Consider the following 17,227-nt stretch of genomic DNA (forward strand, 5'->3'; position numbering starts at 1 on the left):
GGGGAACGTAGTATTCGGGCACGGCGAAGGGGCGGGACGGATGGAGAGATGGCCGCCCCTCCGTAGCCCCGGGAGACCGGCGGACCGCTACCAGCGCATCGACGGTCGCCTGTCGTCCTCGGGATCGGCCCAGCGATCGTTCGGGATCAGCGGCGTCCAGCCCGGGCGCAGCGGATCCTGGTCGTAGAGGTACGGCCCGAGCTCCAGGAAGAGCTCGTGATACTCGCGCAGCTTCTCGCGATCGAGCGTTACCCCCAATCCTGGTCCGTCGGGGACCTCGAGGGTGCCTCGCTCATACCGGAGCTTGCCCCCGACGATGATGTCGTCCTTGAGGTGGTGGTAGTGCGCATCGGCCGCGAAGCTCAGGTTGGGCAGCACCGCCCCCAGGTGGAGCATCGTGGCGAGCTGGATCCCCAGCTCCCCTGAGGAATGCACCGCCACCCCGATCTGGAACGTCTCGCAGACGGCGGCCGCTTTCACGCACTGCCGGATGCCACCCCAGAAGGTGGTATCCAGCAGGACGACGTCCACCGCCGGGTGGCGTACGTTGGCCGCGAGTTGCTCGAAATCCACCACCACGGTATTGGTCGCCAGGGGCACGCGCACTTTTTCCCGCACGCGGCGCATGCCGCTGAGGCCGAACACCGGGTCTTCGAAGTAGTCGTTGCGAAGATCTTCGATCTGCTGGCCGAACCGGATCGCCTGCTCGGTAGACCAGACGCCGTTCGGATCGAAACGGAAACGATCGTCCGGAAAGGCGGCCGCGAGCGCACGATAGCACTCCAGCTCGTACTCGGGCGGGAAGACACCGCCCTTGAGCTTGTGGGTCGTGAAGCCGTGCGTCTCGCGCAGCGTGCGCGCCTCGGCGACGAGCTGCTCGACCGTACGTACCTCACCGCTCCCCGATTGATCCGGGTACCTGAAGAACAGGTAGGAGGCGAAGGACACCCGGTCCCTCAGGCGACCTCCCAGCAGGTCGTGCACGGGAGCGTTCCAGGCCTGCCCGAGCAGGTCGAGGCACGCAAACTCCAGCGCGGCGAGGATCTGCGTACGGTTGTTATAGAGTGAGGCCGTGGGGTTGGCGATCAGGAAGCGCAGCTCCTCCAGATCGACCGGATCCCTGCCGAGCAGGTAGGGCTTCAGCCCCTCAAAAGCCGCCACGGCGCTCTGGCCCCCACCACCCATCTCCCCCAACCCGAGCCGGCCGTCGTCCGTCTCCACCTCGACGATCGTGCGAACGAACCGCCCCCAGTGGCACCCGTTTGCGTGCCGGAGCGGAGCGTACAACGGGACGGTCACGGGCGTCGCCCGGATCTCGGCGATCTTCATCGAGGAAAGGGCTCGCGATGGGTACCGACGGCCCGGCGACCCGGCTGGCCGCAAGAGCCGATGGCGGCGAACGGCCCCCGCCCGCGGAAGAAAGAAACGGCCTGAGCGGCGGGCCAGCGGGGCAGTCAGCCCCGAGGTCAGATGATCAGATGACCTGCGCGTGTCAACCTATTCGGGCGCGAGTGCGGGTGTCAAGCAGCGGTCGGCGTGCTGAAAACCTGCCCGTTTCTCCCCTTCCACCACGGCCTTGGCCAGGCCCTGAACCCCCAGCCAACCCGCGCCCGCAATCAGGATCGCCACCCTCTCCCCGGAAGACATACGCATCCCGAGCTCGGGCGCTCCGGGGCGTCGGATAGGCGCCGCCGCGAAGTCCGGCGGAAACGCCGCCCAAGGTCCGCGACCACGCGGCGGAGAGGTCCGACCGAGTCCTCGACACTTCTCCACCCGACCATGGCGGAAAAAGATTGACGGGTAATATGTGACTCTAAGGGTCTGACCACAAACTTCCCGCCGTTTATTGGGTAATCGGTCATGAATTGGCACCAAGACGCTGGCGGCTCTTATGGGGACAGGTTACATTGAGGGCCAATCACCCCCGCGGTTCACCCATCCAGCACCGGAATCCGTACATGAGTCGTCGACGCCAGCCGCATAGGATCCCGCCCCCAATCTCTTACGGGTCTGAAATTCTCGATTCCGAGATAGTTCTCCACGAGTTCCCGGATGACCTGGGGCTGTACCTGTGGAAGAGTGTGCGCACCGTGCGCCTGTGGGGGGAGGTCGGAGACCGGCGATCCCACGTCTTCGACCCGGAGGCTTTCGCGCGCAGAATCACACAGCTGCGCGCCTTACCGCTCGATCGAGACCTGCGGGAATCGCTGGAGACGGCCGCATCGATCCTGGGCGGAGACGACGTGGGACTGGAGACCATCGTCACTGCCTGCCGGCACATCGCCTCCTGGGCGGAAGCGCGCGGCGCGCTGGGTACGGCGCTGGAGTTCACCCAGGCTGCAGCGCTGCTCCAGCCGGGTGACGCCGAGCTGGTGCATTCGGTGGCGCAGCTTGCCCGCCGGCGTGGCGAGTATGCACGGGCGGAATCCTGGTACCGCCAGGCGATTGCGACCGCCCGACGCACCCACGAGTGGATCACCCTGGCGACGGCGTACCTCGAGCTCGGCCGTACCTTCCTTCAGCGGGGCAACCTGCCGGCTGCCCGCCAGACACTGATCCGTGGAGTGCGCGCGGCTACCCGACACTCGCTCTGGGAGGAGCGGGCGCTGCTGAGCCACGAGCTGGCCCGGTTGGCGATGCAGACGGAGCGACCCGCCGAAGTGGTGCGTAGTGGCCGGGCGGCGCTGGAAGCTTACGGCGCGGACCATCCGCGGCTGGCGCGGCTGGCCGCCGATCTCGGCGTCTTCTGGGTGCGGTCCGGCTACCCGCGCGAAGGGGCGCGCGTCCTGGAAGCCGTCGACACCAGCCGGCTCGATCCCGTTGAGCGGTTGGAGCGAGCGGCGGCGTTCGTCAGGGCCGCCGGGGCATCGCACCAGCCAGAGGAGGTGCGCGCCGCCTGGGACGACGCGATGCTCGCCCTCGAGGAGCCGGGCGTGGCGCGGGAGGCTGCCCCCGCCCTGCTGGATCTCGCCCTGGGAGCCGCTGCTGCCGGCGAGCTCGACCTGGCCCGGAAGGCGGCGGAGCGGGCATGTCGTGCCGCCGAGCTGCGATCCGATGGAACCACCCGGGAAGCGGCCGAAGCGCTGTTGCGCGCGGCCCGCGGGGAGGAACCCGCCCCGTCACTTCCCTCCCGACGCGCCCCACGCGAGCTGCGCAGCCTGGCCGACGACCTCGTCGCCATGCTGGGCTCTCCGGCGCAGGCAGCCTGACCATTGAGCGACTTCTCTCTGCGTTCCACCACCACCAGTCCACTCCTCCCCCTAGACCAGGTCGGAACCACGGCTCAGCCGGTTCCGACCATCGGCCTCCACGTGCTGCCGCGCCCGAACGACATCAGACCAATATGCAGTCAATCCCCTCGCCGCTCCTGGTTCTGCATTCCGACCCTGTACTGATCTCGCGACTGAATTCAGTCGCCCAGCAGCGCGGTTACGAGCTTCGTCGCTATCACGGTTGGGCGGAGCTCACCGAGGCGGCTCGCTCCGCGCCCGCCTCCGCGCTCATCATCGTGGACCCGTACGAAGGGACGCTGGACCGGAGCCAGATCGCGCCCGAGCTCGCGCGCCTTCTGGACGAACTCCCCTCACTGGCGATCACCGCCGCGATGCATCTCGTGCCGGGCACGCAGGAGCACGTGCGACGGCTGGGGGCGATGGGGGTCGTGCAGGTAATCGACCTGGAAGAGGAAACGACCACGACCGCCGTCGCCCAGCGGCTCGACTCCGCTCGGGGTCGCCCCCTGCGCGCGCTGATGGATCGGGCGCTGCCCGACTCCACCTCCGGCGCCGCTCGCGCTATCCTCGCCGCGGCCACCGCAATCGTAGCCGAGGGCGGGCAGGGTCAGGACCTTGCCGAGTTCCTGAATGTGACCCCACGGACCGTTTCCCGCTGGTGTCGCCGTGCCGCGCTTCCCCCACCCAAGCGCCTCCTTGCCTGGATGCGGATTCTGCTGGCCGCCGAGCTCCTCGACGACCCCGGCCGCAGGATCACCGAGGTCGCCGCCTCCTGCGGCTACGCCGCGGACAGCAGTCTCCGGCACACGTTGCGCACCTTCGTCGGCATGACCCCCACCGAGCTGCGGCAGCGCGGTGCCTTCGCCGTGAGCTCACGCCTCTTCCTGGAGGCGCTCGCCGAAGCCCGCTCGGCGGACAAGCGCTATCGCGCGCCTTCGGCGCGGTAAACGGCGGAGGGTGCGCGGGCACTCGGGGGGCACGGCAGGAAATCAGCCTGTAGGGGCGGCCCGTGTGGCAGCCCGCAACTCGATACTGCGGGTTTCAGGGAGGCCGTCCGCAGCATCAGCGCGCGGACGCCCACAAAGGGCGCCCCTACAGTCCGATCTCGAGGACGAACCCGCGGGGCCTCTGACGCGGCCTCAAGCCGGAGCCGTCGCGGTGGCCGATCGCGCCGCGCGGTCGATCGATTCCCAGAGAGCGATCCGTTCGGCGAGCTCCAGCCCGTACTGGAGAAAGGCGCGGAATTTTTCCGGGGCCTTCTCGGGCTCCACGGTGACGGCGGAGAAGACCAGGCTACCGTAAACCGCCTTGGCCGCCGCATACCGGGGCGGCGGAATCTCCGCCATCCCCGGCGGCGCCAGGCTGCCACCACTCAGAAACGCGGCCAGCGCCGCGCACCCCGCTGGCGACTCCAGGCTCGCCGCGTTTGCCGCTTCCAGCGCCGCCCTCCGGTGCTCGTCGGTCGGCTCCGAGATCCACTTCTCAGTGGCCAGCAACGCCGTCTGCTCCTCCTGCGGCGGCACCTCTCCCAGCCCTTTGCGAGCACAGAGCCAGGCCCACCAGACCGCCTCGCGGCGGGGGAGCAGGTGCGCCAGAAACTTCACCGCGTCGGCCAGATACTCCGCCTCGATCAACGCATCCAGGTACTCCCGCGGCCCGAACGCCGGTCGCTGTAATCCCAGCGCCGGTGATTCCAGCTCGGCCATGGAGGCAACCTGCGCAACGACGTACGCTAGCGGATTGGTGGATGCGGGTTCAATCATCGGAGGCGGGACAGGAACGAGAGGCGTGGTGGCGGGACACGGGGGATCCCAGCGGCCAGACACCTGCTGTCAGCATCTAATCGTTTGCTGCCGGCAGACGATTGTCAAGCACGGTGGGACTCCAACGCTGTCGAGAGACAGAGTTGCCGCATATCTTCTCCGGGTCCCGCCACCGCCACCTCGTCGCAAACACACGACTATGCTGCCCTTCCTCGCTGCGACCATTGAAGAATTCGCTGCTATCCGCTCCCTCTTCGCCCGCTCCGGCTACTCGGAAGCCAACGTTTGCGCACGTACCGGCGTTGAGCGTATCGAAGACGTAGAGACGCTGCTCGAGGGCCGCGCGGGCAATCCGAATGTCGCCGACGCCCTCGACGTGCTGATCCGCCTTTTCATCGACTGCCTGCCGGTTCCTATCCCGGCGGTCGACACACTGCTCGCCGGCGACGGTCTCGAAGCCCTCAAACGCCTCAGCCTCCTGGCCGAACACCCCCGACAGCCTGGCCATTACGCCGCCAGCGTGCGTCTCTATCCCACGCACGGCCTCTACATTGCTTCGGACCTGGAGACCGATGCCCCGGGCCTCGCCCAGCCCGAGGAGCTGGGGCAGCCCGACCACGTTTTCTCCGCGATCACCTCACTCACCGGCACCTTCCTCAGCCAGCTTCCCACCTCCCCCTGCGAGCGCTTCCTGGAGCTCTGCGGCGGGACAGGGATCGCGGCCTTGCTGGCGGCACGTACCGCGAGAGAGAGCTGGACCGCCGATATCACCGAGCGCGCCACCCACTTCGCAACCTTCAACGCCCGACTGAACGACCTGCCCAACGTGAAGGTGGCACAGGGCGACCTCTACGAACCCGTGCGCGGCCTGACCTTCGATCGGGTCGTCGCCCACCCGCCTTATGTGCCGGCGACGGAGACGCGATTCCTCTACCGTGACGGCGGGCAGGACGGGGAAGAGATCATCCGTCGGATCCTGCACGGTTTGCCCGACTACCTGGAGCCGGGCGGAAGCTTCTATCTCACCTGCGTCGCCACCGACCGTCGGGAAGGGCCGCTCGAAGAGCGATTCCGCCGGATGCTCGGCCATTCGGAGAACGAATTCGACCTGCTCCTCGTCGTCCATTACGAGATGCCGCCGCCCGAGTACTACGGACGCCTGGCTGCAGCGGGTAGGATTCCCTACACCGCCGCCGAAGAGCGGACCGAGCAGTTCCGCGAGCTCGGAGCGGAGCGGGTCGTCTACTGTAGCATGGTGCTGCGGCGCCAGACTGCTGAGCGTGCACCTTTCACCCTGCGAAGGGAGCGCGGCGTGAACGCAGCCAACAGGGAAGCCGAATGGCTGATCCGTTGGTGGACCCGCGCGATCGAAGAAAAGGACCTGCTGGAGCGTCTGCTCGACTCTCGAGCAAGACTGCTCCCCCACGGGCGCCTCGAGGTCATCCACCGGGTCGAGGATGGCGAGTGGCGCGTGGAGTCGTCGCGAATGCGCGTCGGTTATCCATTCGTGCGCACGATCGACCTGTCCCTGAATGCGGCCATGCTGCTCACCCTCTTCGACGGAGAGCGCACCGGACGTGAGATCTTCGACCGGTTGCAATCCTCCGGTGCGCTACCGCAGGAGGCGACGCCGGAGGGGTTCGCGGAGTTCATCCGCGAGCTGGTGACGGAAGGAGTGCTGGCTCTGGAGGAGACCGGCGAGCCCGAGCAGATGCCCGGAAGTGCAACCGTGGCATCAATCTAGCGAATTGAACTCTCCTGTTCGGCATCGATGGCGGCCATGAAGCGCGGTCGCGGCGACGAATCGTCCGCGACCGCGGCGGTCACGAAAGCAGGAGGAGTTCGATGCAGCGATATACTTCCGAGCAGCGACGGCGCTATGCCGATCAGCTCTGTGCCATGATCAGGGAGTGGATCGGCAACGAAGAAAACCACTTCGAGTTCAGCGTCCAGCGAGGTGTCGAGTGGCGGCCCGAAATGGGCACCGGCGACCGTCATCCGCGACCCAATCCGAGCCTGACCTTCACGCTGTTGATCAACGGAGGTGCCAGGGACACGGCGGGCGAACCGATCATTCCCGCACCACGTGTGTTTGGCGATAACGACGTCATCAATTGACCATCGACAACTGATCATCAATTGATCATGGTGACCGCCCCCTTCACCGTCATCATGGCGTCGGCGGTCACCTGAGTCATCAGACCCTTCACCTGCGTCTGCACCTGGCCCTCGATCTTCACCATCATGCCTTTGATGGTGATCCCCGTCTGGTCGATCTTGATCGAGTTCTGGCCCACTTTCATCTCGATGCCCTGCATCGCCTCCTCGGAGATGGAGCCGAGCTTCGCCTGCGTCGTCGCGTTGCCCATGTTGAGGACGAGCGAGGCGTTGCCCATCTTCAGGGTGGTCGTCAGGTTGCCTTTCTCCAGCGTCAGCTCGTCGTTGCCCACGGCCAGGCTGACGCTACGGTTCCCCTTCTTGATCTCGACCGTCTCGTTACCCTGATCGAGGGTCACGCTGCGGTTGCCCTGTTTCAGCGTGATTGCCTGGTCGCCGGTTGCGAGGGTGATCGTCTGATTCTTGTAGACGTCGACCTTCTGGCTCCCGTCCGAGGCATTCGAGCCGCCGACTCCCACCTCGATCGTCTGGTTGTTGAAGATCTGGACCGTCTGGTCGCCTTTGTCCTTCTTCTCGAAACCCACCTTGCGAGTTTCGTTGTTCTCCACCACCGCGTTCAGATTCTTCTCGGCGTGGAGATAGATCTCCTCCTCCCCTTTCTTGTCCTCGAAGCGGAGCTCGTTGAAGGTCTCCGGACTGCCTTTCGGGGTGCTCCGCGTCTTGATCCCGGTCTGCGTCGCGTTGTCGGGTAGCTTGTACGGGGGCATCGTCTCGGGGTTGTAGACCATGCCCGTGATCAGCGGACGATCCGGGTCGCCCTCGAGGAAGTCCACCACCACCTCAGAGCCGACGCGCGGAATCGCGACCATTCCCCAGTTCTTACCCGTCCACGGCGAGGACACGCGAAGCCAGCACGAGCTGGCGTCGTTCTTCTTCCCCTCCCGGTCCCAGAAGAACTGCACCTTCACCCGGCCGTACTTGTCGGTGAAGATCTCGGCGTCCTTCGGGCCGACTACCACGGCTGTCTGAGAGCCGTAGACCCGCGCCTTGGGAGTGACTCGCGGCGGCGCGAAAGGAACGTCCGCGGGGATACAGCTGAAGGAGTTCTCGTATTTGAAGGGCGCGCCGTCCACATTCTCGTAGTTCTCCACCGACGCGACGTGGCGAACGCTGACCAGGTAGTACTCGCGGTTGGCATCCCGCCGATAGTGACGCTCGATGCCGAACTTGTGCCCGGGAATGAGCATCGGGTAATTGCTCGCTCCGCTCAGCCGCGTCTGGAGAGCGCCGGCCTCGCGGGCCCGAATCTCAGCCGTGCGGGAATTGTCGCTGAGGATCTTCTGCAGCTCCGAGGCCTGGTCTCCCCCGCCAGGGCTGACTCCGTCGAAACGTTTGGCGTACTCACCGGGGTAGTCGTAGAGCTCGGCTGCTGGTGCGCCATTCTCCACTTCGTCCGCTGCCGAGACATCAGTGGACGGGAGCTCGAAGTTGTGATCCCACAGCGTCACCTTTCCGCTCACCATCGAGCTCTCGAAGTCCAGACCCAGGATGCGGGGCTCCGTAAGCCCCTCCGGCACGGTGGAATCGGGTGAGACAGGGATCTTCGTGGTACTGCCCGGAATCGTGGGTGCCTGCAGCGAGATATTGCCGAGCACGAGATCGTGGCTGCCGGACGCGTGCTTGAAGAAGTAGAAGATCCCCTCCTCCTCCATCAGCCGCGAGAGATAGGCGAATGAGGTCTCGCCGTACTGGACACAGTAGTTCCGCGGCTCGAACTGGCCGTTGATCTGATTGGTGTGATCGACGCCGAGCTGCTTCAGAACCTTGGTAAGGATGTCCGGGACCGCCACGCCCTGGAAGATCCTGTTGTCTCGCACCAGTGTGCCGAGCCACAGCTTGGGCACGACCTCGGCTCGGTAGCGCGCCAGTCGCACCAGCCGGGGGCCCTGCCCGAAGCGGCTGATGATGCCGTTGATGTAGCGGGTCTCGCTCCCGAAGTCGATCTCGATGGTGACCGATTGCCCGAGTAGCTCCGCGGGATCCAGGTCGCTCTTCTCCGAGAGCAGGTCCAGCTTGAATCGGAAGAGGGAGGAGACGTACTCCTCCCCTTCGAGCCGCTCGAGAAGGAGGACGTCCTTGCCGAGCGGAGTGCTGATCCGTAGCGGTCGGTTCGCCTGTGTCAGTTCTCCCGCCATTACGCCATCCCGTGCGAAGATGGACCGCCCTCAGGCGGAGGCCACCGGGACGTTCACCGCCACCGGTTGAAGCTCGTCGAAGTGATACTCGAAGGCGCCGTCCTGACCGACGGCAACGCGGATCCTGTCCGGCTTCTTTCCTTCCACCATCCGGGAGAGCAGGAGCCTGGAGAGGTCGGGCAACAACGTATTCGTCAGAATGTTGTCGACATTGCGCGCACCGCTCTCCACCTCGGTGCAGCGCTCCGCGACCACGTCGATCAGCGCACCATCGTAATCGAGCTGGAGCCGGTGCGCCTCTGCCATGCGTCGCTGGATCTTGCCGAGCTTCAGCCGGATGATCTGCTTGAGGTTCTCGTCCCGGACGGGGAAATACGGAATGATGACCAGTCTGCCGAGGAACGCAGGCTTGAAGATCTTGTTGAGCTCCGGCTTCAGCGCCTTCACCAGGCCTTCATGGCCGGGCATGGTCTCGGGATCGGCAGTGAGCTTCATGATCGTATCGGTTCCCGCATTGGTGGTGAGGATGATCACCGTGTTGCGGAAGTCGATCTGTCGCCCCTCGCCGTCCTCCATCACGCCCTTATCGAAGACCTGGAAGAAGAGCTCGAGCACGTCGGGGTGCGCCTTCTCCACCTCGTCCAGGAGCACCACCGAGTATGGCCGGCGGCGCACCGCCTCCGTGAGCACTCCCCCCTCACCGTAGCCCACGTATCCGGGAGGCGATCCCTTCAGCGTCGAAACGGTGTGTGCCTCCTGGAACTCCGACATGTTGATGGTGATGAGATTGTGCTCACCGCCGTAGAGCAGGTCGGAGAGGGCGAGGGCGGTCTCGGTCTTCCCGACACCCGACGGGCCGACCAGCATGAACACGCCCTTGGGCTTGTTCGGATCCTCGATTCCTGCTCGTGACGTCTGAATCCGCCGGCTGATATACTCCAGCGCGTGATCCTGCCCGATCACCCGTCCGGCGAGGTGCTTCTGCATGTCGAGTACGGCCTGCAGCTCGTCGCGCAGCATCTTGCCGACCGGAATCCCCGTCCACCCGGAGATCACGCTGCCGACCAGCCGTGAGTCGACGCAGACCGGGATCAGCGGCGACTCCCCCTGTACCTCTTCCAGCTCGGCATTGAGGCGGTCGAGCTCGGCGCGCAGGCTCCGCAGGTCGGGGGTGTTCGGCGGATCAACGGGTTCGCTGCCGTCTCCGGCCGTTTCGTGCCTGGCGACGGAGGCAGCGCGCGCGGCCACCAGCGCCTCCTCCACGGCCTCGCGCGCCGCCCGAACTCGCTCGACCAGCTCACGCTCGCGCTCCCAGGCCGCCTCTAGCTTCTCCAGCCGGCTCTGTGTCTGCGCCCGGAGGGCGGCGATTGCCTCGAGTCGCTGCGAGTGATCCACCCCCAGCGCACTCTCCCGCTCCAGCACCCGCTGCTGCACATCCAGGTCGTCCAGAGTTCGCCGCGCATCCTCGATCGGCGCGGGAACCGTAGACTGTCCGAGCGCGAGACGTGCGCACGCCGTGTCCAGGACGCTGACCGCCTTGTCCGGGAGCTGCCGATCGGGGAGGTAGCGGTGGGACAGCCGCACCGCAGCCTCCACCCCATCGTCCAGGATGCGCACGTTGTGATGCCGCTCGAGGGCCGACACGATCCCCCGCATCATCACCAGGCATTTTTCCTCCGACGGCTCCTCCACCTTCACGAGCTGGAATCGGCGGGCGAGTGCGGGGTCCTTCTCGAAGTACTTCTTGTACTCCGACCAGGTGGTGGCGGCGATGGTGCGAAGCTCACCGCGCGCCAGCGCCGGCTTGAGCAGGTTGGCCGCGTCGTTCTGCCCGGCCTGGCCGCCGGCTCCGATCATGGTGTGGGCTTCGTCGATGAAGAGGATGATGGGCGTGGGTGAAGACCGCACCTCCTCGATCAGGCCCTTCAACCGGTTCTCGAACTCACCCTTGATTCCCGCCCCCGCCTGGAGCAGAGCCAGGTCCAGAGTGCGTAGGGTGACCCCCTGAAGCGGCGGCGGCACGTCGCCGTGGGCGATCCGCATCGCGAACCCCTCCACCACCGCCGTCTTCCCCACCCCCGCCTCGCCGACCAGGATCGGGTTGTTCTGTCTGCGCCGGGTGAGGATGTCGACCACCTGGCGGACTTCGAAATCGCGGCCCAGGACCGGATCGAGCTTGCCCTGGCGAGCGCGCTCGGTGAGGTCGATGGTGAACTGATCGAGGTTGGGGGTCTGTCCCGAGCCACGTACCGCGCCCTCGCCGGCGGAACTCGGCGCCGCGGCGCCGGTCGCCCGCGACTCCTCGACAGATTCGGCGACGGTGGTGGCGAACTGCCGCTGGAGGTCCTCGGCGCGGATCTTTTCGAACTCCCGGCTGATCCCGCGGACCATGCGCGCCAACTCCTCGTTGGCGACGAGCGCCAGGATCGTGTGCCCGCTGCGGATCTGCGATGCCCCGAAATCCAGCGAGCCCAGCGTCCACGCATCGCTCAGCATCTTCACCAGGCTGGGGCTGAGGGAAGGAGTGCGCGCGTTGCCCGAACGCAGGCGATCGACGCTGGCGGTGAGGTCGGCAGCCAGGCGAGAGCGGTTCACCTCGTAATGGCGGAGGATCGCGGCGAGGTCGGCGTCCGGGACGTCGAGCAGCTTGAGCAGGTAGTGCTCTACCTCCACGTCGTAGTTCGTCCGGGACAGGCAGAGACCCGCGGCTGCCTCGACGGCGTTGCGGGTGGTGTCGTTCAGCCGTCCGATCAGCGATCGCAGGTTCACGTTCATCGATGTCTCTCCGCTAAAGCTTGAGGATTGTGTCGTCCGCGTCGCGAGAGAACTCCGCCGACCGGATCCAGGTCGCCCACCCGAGTGGCTGGCGATGCGTGTCGTCACCCAGGACGACGCCGGGAACCTCCTGCGCCGCGAGCACGAGCTGGAGCTCGAATTCGTACTCGTCGCGGCCGTAGAAGCGGGTCAGCTCGCGCAGCCGCGCGTAGGCATCACCAGTGGGGAGAAAGCGCTCGTACTGATCGAACGGGAGTGGTCCGATACGGATGCGGACGCGACTCTGTGGATCCCAGATCTCGTCCCCGACTACCGCGCCTCGCCCCAGGCAGGAAGAGGGGCCGGTTCCGTCCTCGGAGAGGGCACAGAGATCGTGCTCCGGCAGCGGGTACCATCCTCCCTCGAACTGACTCACCTGGACGGGCACGCCGAAATAGTCCTCGAGGAGCTGCTCCAGCGCCACGGCGCTTCGCTGCGGCGCGGCGAGCAGACCAGCATAGAAAACGAGCGCCTCCTCCTCGAAGGGCAGGCCTTCGCGGGTCGCCGGAAGCCCCATCCCCACCAGGTCCAGCAAATGCTCTCGAAGGGCATCGCCCTCCTTCCCCACCTCCACCGCCACCCGGTATTTCTTCCACGCCCGGTAGAAGAGGGAGAGGATCCGGTGGTGGAACAGATCCAGGAAGTCGCCGAGGGGCGACTCCCGGATCCTGCCTCGCTCGATGGTGAGCTCGGTGTAGTGATGAGGCAGAACTCCCTGAGGCCCGATCAGCCCCAAAAAGTTCACCCGCATCGACGCAGGTCCTGAGTCGTCCCAATCGAGCGAATGGATCTCGCCGGGAGGGAACGCGATGCTCCTATGGGCGCTGAAGCGCACCACCTCCCGGGACGGATCCACGAAGTGGCCGACCGGCTCCCGATCCGGCCTCAGCTCCTCCAGCAGGCGAACCGCCTGGAAGAACCCGAAGGCGCTGGGATCTTCCCGTAGCGCCTCCTCGAGCGCGCGCCGCGCTAGAGCAGCGTCTTCCATCCCGCTCGTGGCGCCCACTCCGCCAGCACACCGCGCCTCTGGCGGGACCTGGCGGTGACCGCACAGAAGCTGTTCATGGAGACGGCGAGGGCCAGGAAGTGGTGCAGCACTGAAGCCAGCAGGTAGACGCCTCCCCCCGCAAAGTGCTCCTCGTCGAAATCGATCTCCACCCGATGCCCCCGGGCGAAAGTGAGCCCGAACTCCCCTTCCACCCGCGCGTGGGTGGGCGCACTTCGCACGTCGACGATCCCCGAGATCTGCGCCTCACCCGCGGCGGTCTCGCCCACGTTGTGAAGCCTTAGAAGTTGCTTGAGCGGCTCCGGGCCGCCGGAGACCAGCGAAGTGTAGTTGAGCGAGAGCTGGGTGATCAGCTTCCACAGTTGAGCGGTTCCGAGCGCCGGCTGGAGTGCCTCGGTGGGCTTGACGAGCGCCACGATCCGGTGGATGGGACCGCCGCCCGGCAATTCGAAGTCTCCCGCCGGGTTTCCGAAGGGAAGGCGGCTAGGGAGGTTGCCATTGTGGCAAAGCAGTCGCGCGGTAACCGCGGTGGCGTTGGGCCGGGCGATGGCGCCGGTGCGGTCCACGAAGGAGAGGTACACGTCGGTGCCCTCGTCCGCGCGCCAATGCACCGGCTTCCGGCGCGCATGCCAGTAGCGCTCAGCCGTGCCGCGCCTCGCATGCCCCATGGAGTAGAAGGGCTCGAAGCGAATGGGAGAGGCACTGTCGGGCGTGGTCGCGACCACTTCTTCGATCGAATAGATCCCCGTGTTGCTTCGCCGTTTCAAGTCCGGGACGAGGAGGTATTCCTCGCGAGTATGATCCAGCAGAATGGGCTCCGAGACCTGCGGGAAGAGGTTGACGATCGGAGCGCAGTTCAGGCGGATCGTGTCGGCCGCAACGCCCGCCTCGAGCATCGCCCGGCGCTCACTTCGTTCGAAGCTGGAGATCAGGAAGACCACTTCGATCCGCGAGCCGAAACCGGCGGCGCGCACCCGCTCGAAGCCGGTCAGATCGAGGAAGAGGAACTTGCCCGGGAAGGTGAAATACTCCTGCAGCAAGCGGTAGCCGACGAAGGTGCGGCCTTCCGACGGAAGCATCCCTTCGTTGCGTGCGAAGCCTACCGGCCGCAACGCGCTGGGTGGCAGGCTCACGACCGGAGCCGAGCTGTCCGGCGTGCGATCTCGAATGACGATCTCGAGGCAGTTGTTGCACAGCAGCTCGTACAGCGTGGTCGCCAGGTTTGGCTCGGCGCTGAGGTGCAGGCGTAGCTCGTCGATCTCCAGCTTGTCGAACCCGAAATCGGAGGGAGCGCGGAGATCCACCTTCAGCGCCGCCACCGCACCTCTGGTCGCCAGCGGCGGATCGAGCTGGTAGGGAACCGACCACCGCGCCGCTTCCACTTCCACGGGCCAGAGTCGGGTCGTGTAGCTGCAGCGAAAGCGGCAGGGAACGCCGCCGACCGGACGCGAGTGGAGAAGCGCGTCCGCGGGCACCTCCAGCCCGCGCGGGAGCTTGGCCTGTTCCTCGTCGAGCTGGAACTGCACCAGCGACATCGAGGGGGTCGGACGGACGTAATGTGGATAGACGACGTCCAGCAGCGCCTCACTGAACTGCGGCAGGTCGTCCTCCAGACGGAGCTGCACCCGCGCGGCAAGGAAAGCAAAGCCCTCCAGCAAGCGCTCAACGTGCGGATCATCGCACTTGGTCGGCTCGAGCAGCAGCCGGGACGCCACCTTCGGGTAGCGGCGGGCGAACTCGGCGCCGGTCCGCCTGAGGAAGCTCAGCTCCTCCTCGTAGCGGGCAAGCAGGGCGTCACGCACCGTCGCCTCCGTTCACGAAGATCTTTCCGGAGGCGGTTTCGAGCACCGTGTCGAAGACCACGCGCTCGGGGTTCGGCTCCATTCTCAGTAGGGCTTCGATCACGAAGCGGGCAAGGCGCGATCCCTTCTCCTCGGCCGGGTGTATCGTCACCCTCACGTCGGCGAGGCGGGGCTCGAAGAGACGGATGCACTCCTCTATGTCACGAGCCAGGGCCTGCAGGGCGTCGGGCGAGTCGGCGCTGCGTGAGCTGACGTCCGGCAGCCCGAAGTGATAGACGGACCGCTGGACCTCCCGGTACGCCTCGGGAGCCGGCTCCGAGATCCGGCGAGTGTTGAGAAGCCATTCGAGGTCGCGGACCAGCGACTGCTTCAGCGCCTCCACCGACCCGACCCAGGAAGAGCCCGCTTCCCAATCGGCGGGCTGGATCAGCCGGTCGATCACCGAGAGGCGAAGGGTGGGCTCCGGGCCGGTGCTCATTGCTCAGGTGATCCCCGTCCAATCTGCATACCCTGGATCGGATCGAGGCGGCAGACACGGACGAAGAGGTGCTGCACTGACGAGGTGTCGCCGTCGATATCCACATTGGCCCGGTAGAGGAGCCCCAGCGCTCGCGCCACGATCCCCGCCTCTTCCCAGGTCTCCAGGTTGTGCTCGGTGATCGTCTCGGAGAGCTCTTCCAGGATCGGCAGCGCCACCATTGGCTGCCCCGCCTCGACCAGGATGGACGCCGCCTCCATGCGCCGCAGGAATCGTCCGCGCTGGCTGCGCTCCTGCTCCGCCTCTCGCATCAAAAGGTCGACCGCGTCGTTGTGACGACCGGCCTTTGCCAGCTCCCGAGCGCGCGCAAGCGGATCGAACCGCGTGCGGCGCGGCGGAGGTGGAGGCCCGTCTTCCTCCGCGGGAGCGCTCTCCGGGAGCAATCCCTCAGCGCGCAGCCAGGCCCGCGTCTCCGCGTTGGCGGTGGGCGTGTCGTCGGCGAGGGTCAGCGAGGGGAGCTCGGGGATGTCGGCCAGAAGCTGGCCCAGCGCACCCCGGATCAACCGTCCCACGACGAGGTGGTCGTCGCCGAGGGCATCGGTGGCAGTGACCACGTAGCGCTGAAGGTCGAGCCAGCCGCGGCCGTACGGGGTGGCCATGACCTCCTCGGCCGCTTCCAGCAGCTCGGGCCATTGCTCCTCGAGGAGCAATGCCTTCAGCCGAGAGCGCAACTCGGTCGGGGGCGCGGCGAGGAGTGTCGGTTCCACCCCGTCCCCACCGGCGCGCAGCTCGCCCCAGCGGAGACCTCGCAGCATGAGGTAGGGGCCGGGATCGGCCGGATTCTCGCGGCGCAAAAGCCGCGCGGCCGCCGCAATGCTCGCTTCGGCGCCAGCGCGGCCGACGGGGGCCATGGCGGGAGAAGCGGCCAGGCTCGCGACCTGGCCAGCGGCAGCGTCGATCGTTCCGCCGCCTGTCGCTTCGGCGTCGAACAGCGGAGCCACCACAGCCTCGGTAACCACCTCCGGTTCGACAACCACCGGGTCGGGATCGGTTTCCAGCTTCCGGTCCAGCAGCTCGCTGGCCACCTGGCGGACCTCGCGCAACGCATCGGCGAGCGAGCTGTAGTTGGGCGCATCGACGCCGAATAGCTCGTCGCTCACGCGCTCCAGCTGAGCGAGCGATTCCGAGGCCTGGTCGATCCCCTGGATCAGCGTCCGGTACCACGTCTTGGGAGTCGCCGCAAAAGCCGCGTCGAACTCCTCGGCGGTGAGCCGGCCGGCCGCGATCGCCGCGTTACGGGCGTCGCGCGCCTCGTAGGTGGTGGCGTTTTCCTCGTAGCCCACCACACGCGAGTCGCGGTACGCCGCCATGTCGTAGCCCTCCTGAACCACCGGCATGGTGCGCACGGCGGGACCGAGGTACCCTCCGAGCCAGACGAGGGGAGCGGCCCGCATCTCCGCGTCGCCGTCCTCCAGCTCGGGGTGCAGGTGATCCCAGAAATTCTCCAGCAGCCCTCGAATGAGGTCCAGGCCGGCGGCGAACGACCCGAAGCCCTCCTGCTTCAGCAGAGCCTCCGCCAGCCACGCGGCTATCTGGAGGTCTTTTGACCGTTCCCGCAGGACCTGAGTCGCAAGTCGAATGACGAGGCCGTAGTCGGCGGTCTTCCGCTCGCGCTCCCACTCGCCGCTGGGGAGGTCCGCCTCCTCCGTCCTGGCGACTCGGATCTGATCGTAGACCGGATCGTAGCGCAGGTATTCGCCCCCGGGGTTCTCCCCCGGGATCGCTTCCAGCAACTCCGCGGCTTCCAACGGCATCGTT

13 protein-coding genes are annotated in these 17,227 nt (G+C 66.5%); 4 read left to right on the forward strand and 9 right to left on the reverse strand.

Annotation, left to right across the window (positions count from 1 at the left end; genetic code table 11):
- Positions 1-87 precede the first annotated feature (87 nt).
- Together VF167_04130 and VF167_04135 are read right to left on the reverse strand one after the other, a co-directional pair.
- Entirely contained in the window at positions 88-1,329 is a 1,242-nt protein-coding gene (locus tag VF167_04130) for an enolase C-terminal domain-like protein (protein ID HEX6924587.1), read from the reverse strand.
- A 168-nt stretch (positions 1,330-1,497) separates the two neighbouring features.
- Positions 1,498-1,653: a hypothetical protein gene (locus VF167_04135; protein HEX6924588.1), complete on the reverse strand. Its 156-nt coding sequence runs from the start codon at positions 1,651-1,653 to the stop codon at positions 1,498-1,500.
- A 305-nt stretch (positions 1,654-1,958) separates the two neighbouring features.
- On the opposite strand from VF167_04135, the gene VF167_04140 reads away from it, so the two are divergent.
- On the forward strand, positions 1,959-3,209 hold the full coding sequence (locus VF167_04140; GenBank protein HEX6924589.1) for a tetratricopeptide repeat protein: 1,251 nt from the start codon (positions 1,959-1,961) through the stop codon (positions 3,207-3,209).
- A 134-nt stretch (positions 3,210-3,343) separates the two neighbouring features.
- Positions 3,344-4,180, forward strand: coding sequence for a helix-turn-helix domain-containing protein (locus VF167_04145; GenBank protein HEX6924590.1), 837 nt, complete (start codon positions 3,344-3,346; stop codon positions 4,178-4,180).
- A gap of 192 nt (positions 4,181-4,372) precedes the next feature.
- Here VF167_04145 and VF167_04150 read toward each other — a convergent pair whose 3' ends face one another.
- On the reverse strand, positions 4,373-4,996 hold the full coding sequence (locus VF167_04150) for a hypothetical protein (protein HEX6924591.1): 624 nt from the start codon (positions 4,994-4,996) through the stop codon (positions 4,373-4,375).
- 199 nt (positions 4,997-5,195) lie between these two features.
- On the opposite strand from VF167_04150, the gene VF167_04155 reads away from it, so the two are divergent.
- Positions 5,196-6,740 (forward strand): methyltransferase, encoded by a 1,545-nt coding sequence (locus VF167_04155; GenBank protein HEX6924592.1) that lies wholly within the window; start codon positions 5,196-5,198, stop codon positions 6,738-6,740.
- Between the two features lie 101 nt (positions 6,741-6,841).
- Positions 6,842-7,114 carry a hypothetical protein gene (locus VF167_04160; GenBank protein HEX6924593.1) on the forward strand — a complete coding sequence of 91 codons (273 nt, stop codon included), beginning with the start codon at positions 6,842-6,844 and terminating at the stop codon, positions 7,112-7,114.
- 17 nt (positions 7,115-7,131) lie between these two features.
- Here the strand turns inward: VF167_04160 and tssI are convergent, their stop codons facing one another.
- The 6 genes from tssI to tssA are packed head-to-tail and all read right to left on the reverse strand — an operon-like array spanning position 7,132 to position 17,223.
- Positions 7,132-9,309 carry a type VI secretion system tip protein TssI/VgrG gene (tssI, locus tag VF167_04165; protein HEX6924594.1) on the reverse strand — a complete coding sequence of 726 codons (2,178 nt, stop codon included), beginning with the start codon at positions 9,307-9,309 and terminating at the stop codon, positions 7,132-7,134.
- Between the two features lie 30 nt (positions 9,310-9,339).
- Positions 9,340-12,084, reverse strand: coding sequence for a type VI secretion system ATPase TssH (gene tssH, locus VF167_04170; protein ID HEX6924595.1), 2,745 nt, complete (start codon positions 12,082-12,084; stop codon positions 9,340-9,342).
- A 13-nt stretch (positions 12,085-12,097) separates the two neighbouring features.
- Positions 12,098-13,111, reverse strand: a complete 1,014-nt coding sequence (gene tssG, locus VF167_04175) for a type VI secretion system baseplate subunit TssG (protein ID HEX6924596.1) — start codon at positions 13,109-13,111, stop codon at positions 12,098-12,100.
- Positions 13,093-14,931: a type VI secretion system baseplate subunit TssF gene (gene tssF / locus VF167_04180; GenBank protein HEX6924597.1), complete on the reverse strand. Its 1,839-nt coding sequence runs from the start codon at positions 14,929-14,931 to the stop codon at positions 13,093-13,095. Before tssF ends, tssG begins: the two co-directional genes overlap by 19 nt.
- Positions 14,924-15,409, reverse strand: coding sequence for a type VI secretion system baseplate subunit TssE (gene tssE / locus VF167_04185; protein HEX6924598.1), 486 nt, complete (start codon positions 15,407-15,409; stop codon positions 14,924-14,926). Before tssE ends, tssF begins: the two co-directional genes overlap by 8 nt.
- The gene (tssA, locus tag VF167_04190) at positions 15,406-17,223 is read right to left on the reverse strand and encodes a type VI secretion system protein TssA (GenBank protein ID HEX6924599.1); all 1,818 of its coding nucleotides are present in this window, start codon (positions 17,221-17,223) and stop codon (positions 15,406-15,408) included. The genes tssE and tssA overlap by 4 nt, the downstream gene beginning before the upstream one ends.
- Positions 17,224-17,227: the final 4 nt, after the last annotated feature.

The organism is Longimicrobiaceae bacterium (genome assembly GCA_036375715.1).
Lineage (GTDB): Bacteria > Gemmatimonadota > Gemmatimonadetes > Longimicrobiales > Longimicrobiaceae > DASVBS01.

Bases quoted from the DNA above. Each gene is read 5' to 3' on its own strand.
- VF167_04130 (HEX6924587.1), bottom strand. From the start codon at position 1,329: ATGAAGATCGCCGAGATCCGGGCGACGCCCGTGACCGTCCCGTTGTAC.
- VF167_04135 (HEX6924588.1), bottom strand. From the start codon at position 1,653: ATGCGTATGTCTTCCGGGGAGAGGGTGGCGATCCTGATTGCGGGCGCG.
- VF167_04140 (HEX6924589.1), top strand. From the start codon at position 1,959: ATGAGTCGTCGACGCCAGCCGCATAGGATCCCGCCCCCAATCTCTTAC.
- VF167_04145 (HEX6924590.1), top strand. From the start codon at position 3,344: ATGCAGTCAATCCCCTCGCCGCTCCTGGTTCTGCATTCCGACCCTGTA.
- VF167_04150 (HEX6924591.1), bottom strand. From the start codon at position 4,996: ATGATTGAACCCGCATCCACCAATCCGCTAGCGTACGTCGTTGCGCAG.
- VF167_04155 (HEX6924592.1), top strand. From the start codon at position 5,196: ATGCTGCCCTTCCTCGCTGCGACCATTGAAGAATTCGCTGCTATCCGC.
- VF167_04160 (HEX6924593.1), top strand. From the start codon at position 6,842: ATGCAGCGATATACTTCCGAGCAGCGACGGCGCTATGCCGATCAGCTC.
- tssI (HEX6924594.1), bottom strand. From the start codon at position 9,309: ATGGCGGGAGAACTGACACAGGCGAACCGACCGCTACGGATCAGCACT.
- tssH (HEX6924595.1), bottom strand. From the start codon at position 12,084: ATGAACGTGAACCTGCGATCGCTGATCGGACGGCTGAACGACACCACC.
- tssG (HEX6924596.1), bottom strand. From the start codon at position 13,111: ATGGAAGACGCTGCTCTAGCGCGGCGCGCGCTCGAGGAGGCGCTACGG.
- tssE (HEX6924598.1), bottom strand. From the start codon at position 15,409: ATGAGCACCGGCCCGGAGCCCACCCTTCGCCTCTCGGTGATCGACCGG.
- tssA (HEX6924599.1), bottom strand. From the start codon at position 17,223: ATGCCGTTGGAAGCCGCGGAGTTGCTGGAAGCGATCCCGGGGGAGAAC.